This window comes from Halocynthiibacter namhaensis (genome assembly GCF_000812685.1).
In the GTDB taxonomy this organism is placed as follows: domain Bacteria; phylum Pseudomonadota; class Alphaproteobacteria; order Rhodobacterales; family Rhodobacteraceae; genus Halocynthiibacter; species Halocynthiibacter namhaensis.
Genome location: NZ_JWIF01000064.1, coordinates 22,082 through 36,687, shown reverse-complemented (window position 1 = coordinate 36,687; position 14,606 = coordinate 22,082). Strand labels below are relative to the sequence as shown.

Below are 14,606 nucleotides of genomic sequence, written 5' to 3'. Positions count from 1 at the left end.
GGTGTCATTGCATTTCCTCCACCATTTTCTCGCGGAAGACCTCAGCTGGGGTCTTCCACCCGAGACACTTTCGGGGTGTGTGGTTCAGTCGGTCACTGATCTGCTTCATGTCTCGATCCGTCATTCCTCGGATGTCGCGTGAAGCCGTGCTCCAGCCTTTCTGCGTTCCCACCAGCGAGAATGACCCCTGCTCTCCCGTGGCTTCAATCTTCGTGGCAGGCACAGCCAGATGCTGTGCCAGGCGCCGCGCCCAATGGCTTTTGCCAATCCCGGGCGGCCCGACCAGAACCAGCGGATTGAACCGCAACCCCGGCAAACCCTCCCGAGCGGATCGGTGAATACACCTTAAGTTCGGAACAATCACGCTGGCAAGAACAATCTCAGACGGCTGCCTTGCCTGACGTCCACTGGTATTCGGCTCAACCAAAAATGCAAACAGCCCCGGACAAGATCCGGAGCCGTCTTTCCTTATCATCAGCCAAAATGACCTATTGAGACGTTTAGGTCATGTCGCATGACACGCCACACTGTGAAAACCAGAAACAGTTTGCAACTCGACCAAAACAATCCCAATAAAATAAGGGGGTTCGTCCAACGCTTCGGTCGAAAACGCCAACTACTTTGCAATTTCAACCAGCAAAACATTGCAACTGCCCTGTGGCGCGCACACAAAAAAAAGCCGCGAAAAACGCGGCTGTGTTTAAGATATATGTTGAGCTTAGGAGAAAACGGCCAGGGCCTCCGATCTTCGGTATAGATATACTTTCAGCTTTTTAGGATCTCGAACGGGGGGGACGCCAGCCTGCTGTAATCTTTTTAGAACAGCAGTGTGATGTTGACTGAAGAGCTTCTTCAAATCGCCCAGCGTCACGAAATCTTTCTTAAATCTGATGATCTCTGACTTCTCAATACGTACCTTTGTTGGCCCCGGCCCATCATCTGTGATCGCGCGAATGAGCGGCGATGCGTTCCGATTGTCAATCATCGCATCCAAAGCGTAGGGGGTAACACCGAGCAATGGTGCAGCTTCCGTTTTGCTTGGTGGCAGGACGGCTTCATCAACCGGCAACAGGCCAGGCAGATCCAGCACAACACATCGACTTTGCAGCGGCGATGGCAAGCCATTTCGACTGTTCGCGGTCATCACCCAATTCGCCCAGGACATGTCAAACCTGATCTGGAAATACGGGCATTCCCAGGCCTGCGCCGTCATACGCTCCAGCAAGGGCAACAGCGCATCTGTCAACGTGTGGCGCGATCCTTTCGTTGATGTCACCTCTCCTGCTTTTTCCACCTCATCGATGATCACAAGTGGCCCGGCGTGCTGCTCGGACAAGACCGTCTGCACCAGCTTTCCTGGTGAAGCACTGCCCCAGCCTTTCTGCGTTCCGACCAGGGCAAAGGATCCCGGCTCCCCCGTGGCTTCAAGCGTGGTGGTAGGCACCACCAGATGGTGCGCCAGGCGCCGCGTCCAATGGCTTTTGCCGATGCCGGGCGGGCCAACCAGAACCAGCGGATTGAACCGCAATCCCGGTAAACCCTCCCGGGCCGAGGCGCGCAGACCATGCCAGACCTCTTCGGTTGCGCGCGCCATCCAGGGCATCTCAGCATGCAGGGCCGCAGCGATCTCATCAGCCTCATGTTCCGTTTCAATCCGCGACACTGGCAGGCCGCCGCGCAATGGGGCCAATTTGGCTTTCGCATCAGAGTTCAGATGGGCCATGCCGGATTTATTTCCCAGCAGCTCCAGATAGCGCAAAGCCCGGCGTTCAATCTTGAGCCGGTCAGGCTTTTCGATCAACTCGCGCCAGTTCGGAATTTTATGGGGGTTGAGCTTCACGGCCGTCAGGTTGTTGTCCTGCTTTAACGCCCGCAGTGTCCGCAGGAACATCTGCAGGCGATTTTCAATGACGTAAACGCTTGGTAGTTCACCAATAAACCTGATGGGGCTGACGGGGATCAGAGTGGTGGAACGAGTCAAAACAGAATCCTTTCAAAGCCAGGCAAGTCTGCCCGGCGCATGGCCACGACCCTGATGGGGGCGGCTGATGAATATGAAAGGTTCCGGAACCTGTGGAACATTTAATGAGAAGACTTCAGGGTTCAGTCAAGGTTTAGCCCCTCAGACCACCTCTCCAAAAAAATGCCGACCCCAAAAAGGGCCGGCATTTCCTATTCAATGTTTTCAATGCCTTACAGGAAAAAGGCAAAGTTATGGAGCCCACTGGCAGCCAGAACGGCCAAAAAAGGCACTTATATGGGGGCCGTTACATCTGCCTTTTAACCAGACGCCGGTCAGCCACACTTACTGTGGCCACAGCTGCGACAGGTCATGCAGCCTTCAACCATTTGCAAATCGAATTGACCACAGGATGGACATGCTTTGCCACGTGGGGCTCCGCCGATTTGTACGACTTCTGCTTGGGGGTCTGATTTCAAACCCATACCTTCACCCGCGATAAAACCTGTACTGATCAGGTGCGTTTCAATCACGCCGCCAATAGCCGCCAGAATTGATGGCACGTATTTGCCCTGCATCCAGGCGCCGCCACGTGGGTCGAAGACTGCTTTCAGCTCTTCGACCACAAAGCTCACGTCACCGCCACGGCGGAATACGGCAGAGATCATCCGCGTCAAGGCAACGGTCCAAGCGTAATGTTCCATGTTCTTGGAATTGATGAACACCTCAAATGGGCGACGCTGACCACCAACCAACAGATCATTCACGGTCAGGTAAATCGCGTGTTCTGAATCAGGCCATTTCAGCTTGTAAGTATGGCCTTCCAAGGATTGCGGACGATCAAGCGGTTCGGAAATGTAGACAACATCCGCACCCGCATCAACTGCTGGAGCCTTCTCGCTGGTCTCGGACACAGACAAAACAGAACCAGTTACATCGTTGGGGCGGTAGGTTGTGCAGCCCTTACAGCCACTGTCCCACGCCTGCATGTACACTTCCTTAAAGTCATCAAAGTTGATGTCTTCGGGGCAGTTGATGGTTTTCGAAATGGAGCTATCGATCCATTTTTGCGCCGCGGCTTGCATGCGCACATGGGCTGCAGGTGCAAGGGTCTGTGCGTTCACGAAATAGCTGGGCAATTCTTTATCACCAAACTTATCGCGCCACATTTGCACTGCGTAATCAACGACTTCTTCTTCGGTTCGCGACCCGTCTTTCTGCAAAACCTTGCGATTATAAGCATATGCAAACACAGGTTCGATCCCAGAACTAACGTTGCCCGCATATAGGCTGATCGTGCCCGTTGGCGCGATTGAGGTCAGCAAGGCGTTGCGAATACCGTTTTCAGCAATCGCGGCGCGCACGTCATCATCCATCTGCATCATATTGCCAGAGGCCAAATATTTATCAGCTTCAAACAATGGGAACGCGCCTTTTTCCTTGGCAAGTTCCACTGACGCCAGATAGGCGGCGCGCGCGATACGTTTCATCCAGCTTTCCGTCTGACGCGCCGCTTCCTCAGTGCCATATTCCAGGCCAGTCATCAGCAACGCATCCGCAAGGCCAGTTACGCCTAGGCCAATACGACGTTTCGCAGCGGCCTCACGCGCTTGAGCTTCAAGTGGGAAACGAGACGCATCCACAACGTTGTCCATCATGCGCACAGCGGTCGCGACCAACTCACTCAGCTGTTCCTCATCCAGATCCGCACCTGTTTCAAACGGGTTGGCAACCAGGCGTGCAAGGTTAATAGAACCCAGCAAACACGCGCCATAAGGCGGCAAAGGCTGCTCGCCACATGGGTTGGTCGATGCAATATCTTCGCAATAGTTCAAGTTGTTCATCGCGTTGATACGGTCAATGAAAATTACGCCTGGCTCAGCCTGGCTGTAAGTTGATTGCATGATCTGGTTCCACAGATCACGCGCGTTCAATGTGTGGTAAATCTTGCCGTCGAATTTCAGCTCCCATGGGCCGTCGGCTTTCACCGCTTCCATGAAATCATCGGTGATCAAAACGGACAGGTTAAACATGCGCAGGCGGGCTGCGTCAGATTTCGCCGTAATGAAATGTTCAATGTCAGGGTGGTCACAGCGCATGGTTGCCATCATCGCGCCACGACGTGAACCCGCAGACATAATCGTGCGGCACATTGCGTCCCACACGTCCATGAAAGACAACGGACCAGAGGCATCGGCAGCAACGCCTTTTACATCTGCACCGCGGGGGCGAATTGTGCTGAAATCATAACCGATTCCGCCACCTTGCTGCATGGTCAATGCGGCTTCTTTGAGATTGTCGAAAATGCCGCCCATGCTGTCTGGAACAGTGCCCATCACAAAGCAGTTGAACAGGGTCACGGCGCGACCGGTGCCTGCGCCCGCAGCAATACGTCCAGCAGGCAAGAATTTGAAATCTTCCAAAGCTGCGTAAAACTTTTTTTCCCAAGATTTGCTGTCTGTTTCAACGGCTGCAAGTGAACGTGCAATACGACGCCAGCTGTCTTCAACGGTCGCGTCGATCGCTGTGCCATCCGCTTCTTTTAAGCGATATTTCATATCCCAAATCTGTTCGGCAATAGGGGCGGCAAAACGGCTCATCGGCGGCTTCCTGACATCGGTAAATGGTGTTAATTCTGGTGGCCTGCATAAACTGTGCTCTGCGAAGGCGTCAATTATTTTTCGCTCGAAAAATCAAAATATAGACATTGCGCAACACACTTACACCATATATAGGCGATTTATGGCCCAGCTACATATCCTTAAATTATGCGTTGGAATCGATTCTGTCGATCATTTGCGCGAATCCCGCGCGGCCCATAACGGACCAAATGATCATAGCCCGACGCGCCATGTGACGCGGATGTGGCCGAAGCGCGAAGCCGAGATTCTTGCCGGTGGGTCGCTGTACTGGGTCATAAAGGGCGTCGTTCAAGCGCGCCAGACGATTCTTCGTTTTGACGAAATTATTGGTGCCGATGGAATCAGGCGTTGCGGAATTATCATGGCCCCGGAAATCATCGAGACCGCCCCTGCCCCACGCCGCGCTTTTCAGGGATGGCGTTATCTCAAGGGCGAAGACGCCCCCGTTGATTTGCCAAAATCGCGCGCCTCAGATGACACGCTGCCAGCGGAACTGGCAACTGCATTGGCCGACATTGGGTTGCGCTAAAACGGCCCATGCCCGGCACAACCTAGGCTGCCTTAACCCATTACAGCTTTAAGGCAGCGGTCAGGGTTTTTAAAATATCTTTCTCGCCGTTCTTCCAACAGGCTTTGCGCGATCGCAACAGCGTGGCTTGTGACCGATGCACAAGACCGTCGGGCAAGATCTTAAGGTGATTTGCACGCAATGTTTCACCGGTTGATGTGATATCGGCGATGGCTTCGGCGGTTTCGTTTTTTACGGCCCCTTCGGTCGCACCTTGGCTGTCGACCAGCTGATAATCCGCAACACCATGCTCGCGCAGAAACTCACGAATCAAGCGGTGGTATTTCGTGGCAATGCGCAGACGGAAACCATGTTCGGTCCGAAACGCGGCGGCGGCTGCATCCAGGTCCTCAAGTGATTCCACATCAACCCAGAATTTCGGCACCGCGATGATAAGATCCGCCTGACCAAACCCCATTGGTGCAAGTTCTTCAACTTGGCTTTCCCAAGCTGCCAATTTCTCGCGCACAAGGTCTGTGCCGGTGACGCCCAAGTGAATGCGCCCGGCTGACAATTCACGCGGGATTTCACTGGCGGACAACAGAACAAGTTCCACGTCTTCAACGCCTGTGACAGCCCCTGCATATTCGCGATCAGACCCGCTGCGCGACAATTCGATCCCATGCTTGCCAAACCAAGCAAAGGTTTTTTCCATCAATCGCCCTTTGGACGGCACACCAAGTTTCAGGGTCATTGCGCGCTCTCCGCATTTATCAACAGATCAGGGCGGATCACGCCGCCAACAGCGGGGATAGACCGCCCCTGACCCAGAACTTTGGTCAAAGCATCATAGCGCCCACCGGTGGCAACAGGTGGCTGGCCAGGCTTGAGAAAACTGAACACAAAGCCATCATAATATTCCATCGAACTGCGCCCGTGACTTGCGTCAAAATCAAGATTTGCCACATCAATACCACGTTGGGCCATAGCATTCAGACGTGTTTCAAAGCCTTCAATCGCGCCGTTCACTTTGGGCAGATCAACAGCGATATCACGCAAGGTGCTGAGCGCTTGTGGCGCAGGGGCACGCAAGGTCAGGATTTCTTCCAACATCTCGGCTTCGGAACGCGAAATCGGTTGTTCCTGGGCATCCGCTTTGATCACCTCAAGGCGGGCCCGCACGTCAGCTTCGCGACGCAAGCCAACCTGAGCCCCGGCATTTTCAAGCAAAACATCAACAGAATTAGTATCCATGAGTTCCAACAGTTTGACACGCACAGCAGGCAGAGGCGTCCGGTTGGAATAGCGATCCAAAAGGCTACGGAATTTTCGCGGCCGCCAGATATGACGTTCCAGCGCAGCCTTGCGCCGATCCGATGTGGACAGGCCCGAAATCGCGGCACGCAAAATGCCCATGTCACCGGTCACAGCCGTCAAACCCTTGCCGCGCAGTACCCCGTTAAACAGTGCAAATACCTCGGCATCTGCGCCGGCAGGGTCATCACGATCAAAAACCTCATAGCCAACCTGCAAATATTCACTGGCGCGACCAAGGTCTTCTTCTTGGCGTCGAAAAACCTTACCAGAATAGGTATAGCGCGCAGGTTCGGCACCATGGTTCATATGCATCTGCACCACGGGCACGGTGAAATCCGGGCGCAACATCAGCTCCCCCCGCAAGGGGTCAGACGTCACATAAGCGCGGGCCCGGATGTCTTCGCCGTAAAGGTCCAAAAGGACCTCAGCCGGTTGCAACATGTCTGCTTCAACCAGTTGTGCGCCGGACATTTCAAAGAAAGACCGCAGACGGGCCGCTTCGGCCGCTTGGCGCAGAAACATTTCACTGTTGCAGCTCATCCGGCGGTTCCTTCAAGGATTTTACGTACCTCAGCGACCAAATCAGCGCGGGGAATTTCGCGTTGAGCAGGCTGGGCTTTCCATTCTTCCAATGTCGCGCTTTCGGCAATTTTTGCACCAAGAACCAAGTCCTTGATCTGTACAACGTCACGTTCCGCTTCGTCACCACCTTGGATAACCGCAACAGGAGATTGACGTTTATCCGCGTATTTCAATTGGTTACCAAAGTTTTTTGGGTTGCCTAGATAGACTTCGGCACGAATACCCGCCTGGCGCAGATCAGACACCATCGCCTGATAATCCGCCATACGATCGCGATCCATCACAGTCACAACCACAGGACCGGGGCCGGCTGATGCCGCGCGACCTTTCATGCGAAGCGCTGCAAGCAGGCGATCAACACCAATGGAAACACCCGTCGCAGGCACGGCTTGGCCGGTGAAACGTTTCACCAGATCATCATAGCGACCACCACCAGCAACAGAACCAAACTGGCGCGTGCGGCCTTTTTCATCTTGGATGTCAAAGGTCAGTTCCGCTTCAAAAACCGGGCCGGTGTAATAGCCAAGACCACGCACAACGGATGGATCAATATCCACCTGATCCGAGCCATAGCCTTGAGCTTTCAGCAGGTCTGCAATTTGACGCAGCTCGGCCACGCCTTCAGCACCCACAGCGGATTCGCCAACGGCTGCTGCCAAATTGGTTAACGTCGCATCAATGCTGCCACCTTTGGATGTCAAAAACGCGATCACCGGTTCGGCTTGTGCCGCCTCAAGACCAACACCGTCGATGAAAGCACCAGAAGCATCTTTACGCCCCTCGGTCAGCAGTTCACGCACACCGGATTCACCCACTTTGTCGAACTTATCAATGGTGCGCAGAACGTCATTGCGTTGCGCGTCATCTGACAAGCCCATCAATTCAAGGACGCCGTTCAACACTTTGCGGTTGTTCACACGCACAATATAATCACCGCGCGCAATGCCAACTTTTTCCAGCACATCCGCAAGCATCGCGCAGATTTCAGCATCAGCCGCCACAGACGGCGCGCCAACAGTGTCCGCATCGCATTGATAGAATTGGCGGAAACGGCCAGGGCCTGGTTTTTCATTGCGCCAGACAGGCCCCATCGCAAAACGGCGATAAGGCGCGGGCAAATCATTGCGGTGTTGCGCATAGACACGCGCCAAAGGGGCCGTCAGATCATAGCGCAACGCCATCCAATCACCATTGCCATCGTCTTCATATTCCTGCCAAGCGAAGACACCTTCATTGGGACGATCCACATCGGGAAGGAACTTGCCCAGCGCTTCGACAGTTTCCACAGCAGAGCTTTCCAGCGCCTCAAAACCATAGGTATGATACACAGAACCAATTGCATCGAGCATCGCTTTGCGCTCGTGCACCTCATGTCCAAAATAGTCGCGGAAGCCTTTGGGGGTTTCTGCCTTGGGACGTGGAGATTTCTTAACTTTGGCCATTGGTCTTACCTTTGGATCATAATTCACGCGCACCTGTAACCCGCGTGCGCCTTTGGGGCAAGGTGACAGGTGTTTTACGGCGCGAACTGCGGCTTAAAGCGGCAGTTCAGTTGTCGATTTAAGCTGTTTCAGGGAAACCGATGACGCAACCGCACCCACGTAGGCGCTTCGCAGCAAATTTCGCGTCATGAAATCCTCATAAGCCGCGACGTCTTTTGTGCGAATTTTCAGGATATAATCAGCACTGCCCGTCAGCTTATGGCACTCCTGAATTTCAGGATGGTTTTTGACAAGGGAATCAAACCCAGCGATGGCTTGTTCAGAATGGTCAGCAAGCGTGATGTTGGCAAACACACAGAATCCGGCATCCACTTTATCCGGATCCAAAAGCACAACACGCCCCCGAACAACGCCACTTGCGTCAAATTCCTGAAGGCGTCGCCAAGCGGTGCTTTGGGCCGTCCCCGTACGTTCGGCCAACTCTGCCACGGACAACGATGAATCATGCTGAATTTCCCGCAATAAGGCCTTTTGTTGATGAGATAATTCCATATTACCGCCCAAATTGGTAAATTTCAGTCAAATACTATCAAAGCTTGGGCCATTCTGAAAGAATGTTGTCAAGCGAAGTCCCTATTCTAGATCAAAAGGGAGATACGCCATGCTTGATCTAAACAAACAGGAATACACGTCGCTCAGCGCTGACATCCATGGCCGCTATCCCTATTCGCAAGAAAACCACGACGTGTGGAAAGACCTATTCGACCGCCAAGTTGCGGGACTGAAAGGCAAAATGGTCGACAGCTATTTTGACGGCATATCCGCTTTGGGGCTGATCAGCGATCAAGTACCCCAAGTTGTTGACATAAACACACGATTGCAGCGACTGACAGGCGCCGGGGTTGAAGGCGTGCCCGCAATCATCCCACCAACCCGATTTTTCACCCTATTGTCGGAACGTAAATTCCCGGTGGCCACCTTCCTGCGCCGTCGCGAGGATATCGACTACATTGAGGAACCCGATTTATTTCACGAAGTTTTTGGCCATTGCCCCCTTTTGACAGATCGCGCCTATTGCGATTTCATCGAAGCCTTTGGCAAACGCGCCCTCACCCTAGGGAAAGGGTACAGTTGGCATATGTTTCGGCTGTTTTGGTTCACGATTGAATTCGGCATGATCCACACCAAAGATGGGCCACGTGGGTTCGGAGCGGGCATTGCATCATCACCTGCCGAGGTTGAGAACGCGCTGAGCGGTCGGGCTGAAATTCGCGATTTTGACCTGATGGAGGTGCTGCGCACACCTTATCGAATTGATATCGTGCAGCCGATATATTTCGCGATTGATAGCTTTGAGACACTGACCAGATCGCTAGACAACGATCTTGCCGCGATGATTGATGCCGCCAAACTTGAAGGTGATCTACCACCTCTGTTTGACCCCGCGCCCTGAACCCCTTATGCCGTGGGCATGTCTGATAAAACACTACATCTTGAAGAACAGATTGCCCATCTCACCCGCGCGGTGGAAGAACTGTCTGATATCGTCGTCCGCCAAGAACGCGAATTGGCGATTTTAACACGCCGTTCAGAAATGTTGATGGAACGCGAAGCAGGGCGAGAGCTTGATGCAGGCGGCACCGCTATGATGACAGATGAACGGCCGCCACATTGGTGACATAACGCGCCCGGCCAAAACCGTCCGGGGCTTTAGTTTGCGACAACTTCCCGGGCAACCACATCCCCTTTCCAGATCAGCAGCTCGCTGCGTGCACCGGAATACCCAAAACGATCATAAACCGTCAGGAATGCAAGATTGCGGTTGAGACGCCTCAAACGGTCTTCGGGGCAATGTTCACCCTTGGACACACCACAAGTGCGATTCTTATAGCGCTCATAGGCGTTATCAACGTCGCTCCAATTGCGGCTGCGCAACATATTGTCGTACCGCACAGCTTCATGCACTTCGGGCGCGCCAAGCAAGGCAAGTGCTGCCGTAAATTTACGCGCACATCCATCATCAAAACCCGTCAGGTAGAAATCGCGTGGGGCGCTGCTGTTTGGATTGGTATCAAAGAGGCGCACACCTTGACCGGGGGCGCGGTCCACTTCTTCCCCACGTTGTGATGCAGTGGTCCCGCAAACACGCGTCATCCCATGTTCTTCGACGGGCGTATTGCGTCGGGAGGTTTGGGAAAAACGTGTAATTTCAGAATTCGCATTACCTGACACCAAAGACATGCCACCAGATGGGGTGCTGCTAAGCGCAACCCCGCGTGAAACACCGGAACCATCGTCCAACATGGTCTGGCAGCCGGACAGAAGTACAGCCGCGAGCATCACGCCAAAATAGATCGGCCGAAACGTCATAATCAGAATCCCTCATATCCCAATGTGCCGCCAACAGGCAGGACCAGTGGGTTTTATGCCAAATTGTCGACATTTGTCCAGGGTTACGATTTCCGCAGGTCATGTCAGCGGGGAGGTGCCTATATTTCTTCGACGGCCATCACACCATCAAGACTTTTGATCGCGCTTTTTATCTTAGGATTAAGGGCAAAAGTTCTATCAAGTTCGATGTCGACCTCGCCTGGAAGGTCAGGCGCCATCAGGCAGAATTTCACCGGACCACGGCCGCGCGCATCGGATTGTTCCAACACGGATGCAACGGCGGGAATCGCTTGGGGTTCTTCAACATAGATCAACAAGCCCATATTGCCCGCATCCGCGACAACCCCATCCGCAGGTACAATGGACCGGGCCAGCAGCTTAAGTTGATCGGCTTCAACCGTGGCCTCGACCGTGACGACCACATTGTTTCCGGTAAACATATGATCGCGGCATTTCTCCAAAGTGTCAGAGAAAATCGTGACCTCATATCCGCCTGTAGGGTCAGACAGTTGTGCAAAAGCAAAGCGATTGCCCCGCGCTGATTTACGTTCCTGGCAACCAGATACCGAACCGGCGATTTTCGCGATTTTCGCCCCGCCTTGGCATTCTTTTTCAAGTTCCGCCAAGGTCATGACTTTTTTGCGTTTCAACGCCGGCATATAGTCGTCAAGCGGGTGCCCAGACAGATAAAAACCTATCGCCTTGAATTCTTCCGTCAGACGTTCCGCCGCAACCCAATCATTGGCTTGCGATAGGCGCGGTTCGGGCAAATCATCACCCGCTTCACCAAACAAAGACACCTGATTTGAGGCACGTTGTTCGTGGATCGCGGCGGAATACGCGACCAATGCATCAAGGCTGTCAAATACCCGACGACGGTTGCGATCAAGCTGATCAAACGCGCCCGCACGGGCCAGCATTTCCATCGGACGCTTACCAACACGCTTCAAATCAACGCGCCGCGCCATATCATAAAGCGTTGCAAAAGGTTTGTTCACGCCGTCCACATGACGGCCAGACACCACAAGCCCCATGGCATCGACACCGACATTTTTCAGCGCACCAAGACCATAGACAAGACGCCCTGCCGACACAGAAAACGTCGCCAGAGATCGGTTCACACAGGGCGGAATGATCTCAAGACCAAGGCCGTCTCGATCCTTAGGCTTGCGCACTTCATTGGCAAAAATCGCAAGTTTATCAGTAAGATGGATATCGCAATTCATCACACCGGACATGAATTCAACCGGATGGTTCGCCTTCAGCCAAGCGGTTTGATAAGACACGACTGCATAAGCCGCCGCGTGGGATTTGTTGAAGCCGTAGTTCGCGAATTTCTCAAGAAGGTCGAAAACCTCACTTGCTTTTTTCGCAGGCACACCGTTTTCAGCGGCCCCCTTTTCAAACTTCGGACGCTCCGCATCCATCGCCTCTTTGATCTTTTTACCCATCGCACGGCGCAACAGATCCGCCCCGCCAAGAGAATACCCAGCCATAACCTGAGCAATCTGCATAACCTGTTCTTGGTAAACGATAATTCCCTGTGTTTCTTCAAGGATATGATCAATCAGCGGGTGGACAGATTCCAGTTCCTTCTGCCCATTCTTCACCTCACAATAGGTCGGAATGTTTTCCATCGGACCTGGGCGATACAGCGCCACAAGCGCAACAATATCCTCAATACAGGTCGGCTTCATGCGCTTAAGCGCATCCATCATGCCGGTGGATTCCACCTGGAACACGGCAACAGTTTTCGCCGCTGCATACAGTTCATATGATGCCTTATCATCCAGCGGAATGGCGTTGATTTCGTTGGTCGCACCTTCGGGCGGCTCATACAATTGCGTGCCATCCGCGGCGATGTGAATATCGCGCCCTTCGCCTTTGATTTGATCAACGGCATTCTGAATAACGGTCAGGGTTTTCAGACCCAAAAAGTCGAATTTCACAAGGCCGGCTTGTTCCACCCATTTCATGTTGAACTGGGTCGCAGGCATATCCGAGCGCGGATCCTGATAAAGCGGCACAAGCGCATCCAGCGGACGATCCCCGATCACAACACCCGCCGCGTGTGTCGAGGCATTGCGCAGCAGACCTTCGACTTGCTGACCGTAATTCAACAGGCGATCAACGACTTCCTCATTGCGGGCTTCTTCGCGCAGGCGGGGTTCTTCGATCAGGGATTGCGCGATGGACATGGGCTTTACACCCTCAACCGGAATCATCTTACTTAGGCGATCCACCTGGCCATAGGGCATCTGCAAAACACGACCAATATCGCGCACGGCAGCCTTGGACAAAAGCGCACCAAAGGTGATGATCTGGCCTACTTTATCGCGACCATATTTCTGCTGCACATATTTGATCACCTCTTCGCGGCGATCCATGCAAAAATCGATATCAAAGTCGGGCATTGAGACGCGTTCGGGATTAAGAAAACGTTCAAACAGCAGGGAATATCGCAGCGGATCAAGGTCGGTCACGGTCAGCGCATAGGCCACCAGAGACCCCGCACCAGACCCCCGCCCAGGACCCACCGGAATGTTATTATCCTTGGCCCATTGGATGAAATCAGCCACGATTAAGAAGTAACCGGGAAAGCCCATGCCCTCGATGATATCGAGTTCAAAATCCAGACGTTCTTGGTATTTTTCCGGGGTCACCGCATGGGGGATCACGGCCAGGCGCGACTGCAAACCTTCATTGGCGATGCGGCGCAATTCGGCGACCTCATCATCGGCAAATTTCGGCAAGATCGGGTCGCGCAGATAGGTACCAAAGGCGCAGCGTTGTGCGATTTCAACTGTGTTCTCAATCGCTTCCGGCAGGTCTGCAAAAAGCGTGATCATTTCGGCCGGGGTTTTGAAGTAATGCTGCGGCGTCAGACGACGGCGGCCCTCTTGTTGGTCAACATAGGCCCCCTCTGAGATACAAATCAGCGCGTCATGGGCTTCATACATATCAGTTTTGGGAAAGTAGACATCATTGGTCGCAACCAGTGGAATATCATGCGCATAAGCCATCTCGACAAAGCCACGTTCGGTTGCGCGTTCCGCTTCGGTCAGCTGGCCACCTTCTCCGGGATGGCGTTGCAATTCCATATACAAACGATCGCCAAAAGCCGTCATCATCCGCGCCAAAAGCGCGTCTGCTTTAGGTGTCTGCCCTTGGGAAATTAACTTGCCCAACGCACCTTCCGGCCCCCCTGTCAAACAGATCAACCCACCGGCGTGCTGTTCCATCTGTTCAACAGAAATCTGAGGTAATTCACCATCTGCATCCACATACAAACAGGACGAAAGCTTCATCAAGTTTTCATAACCAGCCTCGGTCTGTGCAAGCAAAACCACCGGCGAAGGCATGCGGATTTTTTCGCCTTGGGCGGGGGGATCATAGCGCAGATCAACCTGACAGCCGATGATCGGCTGAATACCAGCCTTTTGCGCGGTAACCGAAAACTCAAGCGATGCGAACATGTTATTGGTGTCGGTCAGGGCGACGGCGGGCATATCCATCCCGGCACAAAGGCCAGACAGTTTTTTCACCGGAACCGCCCCCTCAAGCAGGGAATATTCCGAATGGACGCGCAAATGGATGAATCGAGGTTGATCAGTCATTGGACCACCATAACGTCAGATTTGCGTGCCTGCACCCGTGATTTTCGTCATTTCACGAATGATCTTTCAGGCAGTGATTTCAACTGCACCCTTGCCAGAACGTGATTTTCAGGCTTTGCTGTTGCAACAGGGAAGCGCGCGAGGCTT

Annotated in this window: 11 protein-coding genes and 1 pseudogene; 3 read left to right on the top strand and 9 right to left on the bottom strand. The window is 53.4% G+C overall.

Annotated features, from left to right (window positions below; genetic code table 11):
• Positions 1-4: 4 nt before the first annotated feature.
• The 3 genes and pseudogenes from RJ38_RS18580 to RJ38_RS13970 all read right to left on the bottom strand — a co-directional run.
• A pseudogene (locus tag RJ38_RS18580) lies at positions 5-136 on the bottom strand (IS30 family transposase); the annotation flags it as partial.
• A gap of 582 nt (positions 137-718) precedes the next feature.
• On the bottom strand, positions 719-1,981 hold the full coding sequence (locus RJ38_RS13975) for an AAA family ATPase (protein ID WP_082005757.1): 1,263 nt from the start codon (positions 1,979-1,981) through the stop codon (positions 719-721).
• A 314-nt stretch (positions 1,982-2,295) separates the two neighbouring features.
• Positions 2,296-4,560 (bottom strand): adenosylcobalamin-dependent ribonucleoside-diphosphate reductase, encoded by a 2,265-nt coding sequence (locus tag RJ38_RS13970; protein WP_039019506.1) that lies wholly within the window; start codon positions 4,558-4,560, stop codon positions 2,296-2,298.
• Between the two features lie 142 nt (positions 4,561-4,702).
• Between RJ38_RS13970 and RJ38_RS13965 the strand changes: the two genes are divergently transcribed.
• Positions 4,703-5,131: a DUF1489 family protein gene (locus RJ38_RS13965; RefSeq protein WP_039019505.1), complete on the top strand. Its 429-nt coding sequence runs from the start codon at positions 4,703-4,705 to the stop codon at positions 5,129-5,131.
• A gap of 40 nt (positions 5,132-5,171) precedes the next feature.
• Here RJ38_RS13965 and hisG read toward each other — a convergent pair whose 3' ends face one another.
• The 4 genes from hisG to RJ38_RS13945 all read right to left on the bottom strand — a co-directional run bounded on the left by hisG (position 5,172) and on the right by RJ38_RS13945 (position 9,003).
• Positions 5,172-5,864, bottom strand: a complete 693-nt coding sequence (hisG, locus tag RJ38_RS13960) for an ATP phosphoribosyltransferase (RefSeq protein ID WP_039019504.1) — start codon at positions 5,862-5,864, stop codon at positions 5,172-5,174.
• On the bottom strand, positions 5,861-6,967 hold the full coding sequence (locus RJ38_RS13955; protein ID WP_039019503.1) for an ATP phosphoribosyltransferase regulatory subunit: 1,107 nt from the start codon (positions 6,965-6,967) through the stop codon (positions 5,861-5,863). Before RJ38_RS13955 ends, hisG begins: the two co-directional genes overlap by 4 nt.
• A complete protein-coding gene (gene hisS / locus RJ38_RS13950) occupies positions 6,964-8,451 on the bottom strand; it encodes a histidine--tRNA ligase (protein ID WP_039019502.1) in 1,488 nt (495 codons plus the stop codon). Before hisS ends, RJ38_RS13955 begins: the two co-directional genes overlap by 4 nt.
• 93 nt (positions 8,452-8,544) lie before the next feature.
• Positions 8,545-9,003, bottom strand: a complete 459-nt coding sequence (locus RJ38_RS13945; RefSeq protein WP_039019501.1) for an Lrp/AsnC family transcriptional regulator — start codon at positions 9,001-9,003, stop codon at positions 8,545-8,547.
• 109 nt (positions 9,004-9,112) lie between these two features.
• Between RJ38_RS13945 and RJ38_RS13940 the strand changes: the two genes are divergently transcribed.
• Together RJ38_RS13940 and RJ38_RS13935 are read left to right on the top strand one after the other, a co-directional pair.
• Positions 9,113-9,904, top strand: a complete 792-nt coding sequence (locus tag RJ38_RS13940) for a phenylalanine 4-monooxygenase (protein WP_052245405.1) — start codon at positions 9,113-9,115, stop codon at positions 9,902-9,904.
• An 18-nt stretch (positions 9,905-9,922) separates the two neighbouring features.
• Entirely contained in the window at positions 9,923-10,129 is a 207-nt protein-coding gene (locus RJ38_RS13935; protein ID WP_039019500.1) for a SlyX family protein, read from the top strand.
• A 32-nt stretch (positions 10,130-10,161) separates the two neighbouring features.
• On the opposite strand, the gene RJ38_RS13930 is transcribed toward RJ38_RS13935, so the two are convergent.
• Both RJ38_RS13930 and dnaE read right to left on the bottom strand, forming a co-directional pair.
• Complete coding sequence (locus RJ38_RS13930; protein ID WP_052245404.1) at positions 10,162-10,821, bottom strand: hypothetical protein; 660 nt, start codon at positions 10,819-10,821, stop codon at positions 10,162-10,164.
• A 119-nt stretch (positions 10,822-10,940) separates the two neighbouring features.
• Complete coding sequence (gene dnaE / locus RJ38_RS13925) at positions 10,941-14,459, bottom strand: DNA polymerase III subunit alpha (protein WP_039019499.1); 3,519 nt, start codon at positions 14,457-14,459, stop codon at positions 10,941-10,943.
• Between the last annotated feature and the right edge of the window lie 147 nt (positions 14,460-14,606).

Bases quoted from the DNA above. Each gene is read 5' to 3' on its own strand.
- hisG (WP_039019504.1), bottom strand. From the start codon at position 5,864: ATGACCCTGAAACTTGGTGTGCCGTCCAAAGGGCGATTGATGGAAAAA.
- RJ38_RS13930 (WP_052245404.1), bottom strand. From the start codon at position 10,821: ATGACGTTTCGGCCGATCTATTTTGGCGTGATGCTCGCGGCTGTACTT.
- RJ38_RS13965 (WP_039019505.1), top strand. From the start codon at position 4,703: ATGGCCCAGCTACATATCCTTAAATTATGCGTTGGAATCGATTCTGTC.
- RJ38_RS13945 (WP_039019501.1), bottom strand. From the start codon at position 9,003: ATGGAATTATCTCATCAACAAAAGGCCTTATTGCGGGAAATTCAGCAT.
- hisS (WP_039019502.1), bottom strand. From the start codon at position 8,451: ATGGCCAAAGTTAAGAAATCTCCACGTCCCAAGGCAGAAACCCCCAAA.
- RJ38_RS13935 (WP_039019500.1), top strand. From the start codon at position 9,923: ATGTCTGATAAAACACTACATCTTGAAGAACAGATTGCCCATCTCACC.
- dnaE (WP_039019499.1), bottom strand. From the start codon at position 14,459: ATGACTGATCAACCTCGATTCATCCATTTGCGCGTCCATTCGGAATAT.
- RJ38_RS13970 (WP_039019506.1), bottom strand. From the start codon at position 4,560: ATGAGCCGTTTTGCCGCCCCTATTGCCGAACAGATTTGGGATATGAAA.
- RJ38_RS13955 (WP_039019503.1), bottom strand. From the start codon at position 6,967: ATGAGCTGCAACAGTGAAATGTTTCTGCGCCAAGCGGCCGAAGCGGCC.
- RJ38_RS13940 (WP_052245405.1), top strand. From the start codon at position 9,113: ATGCTTGATCTAAACAAACAGGAATACACGTCGCTCAGCGCTGACATC.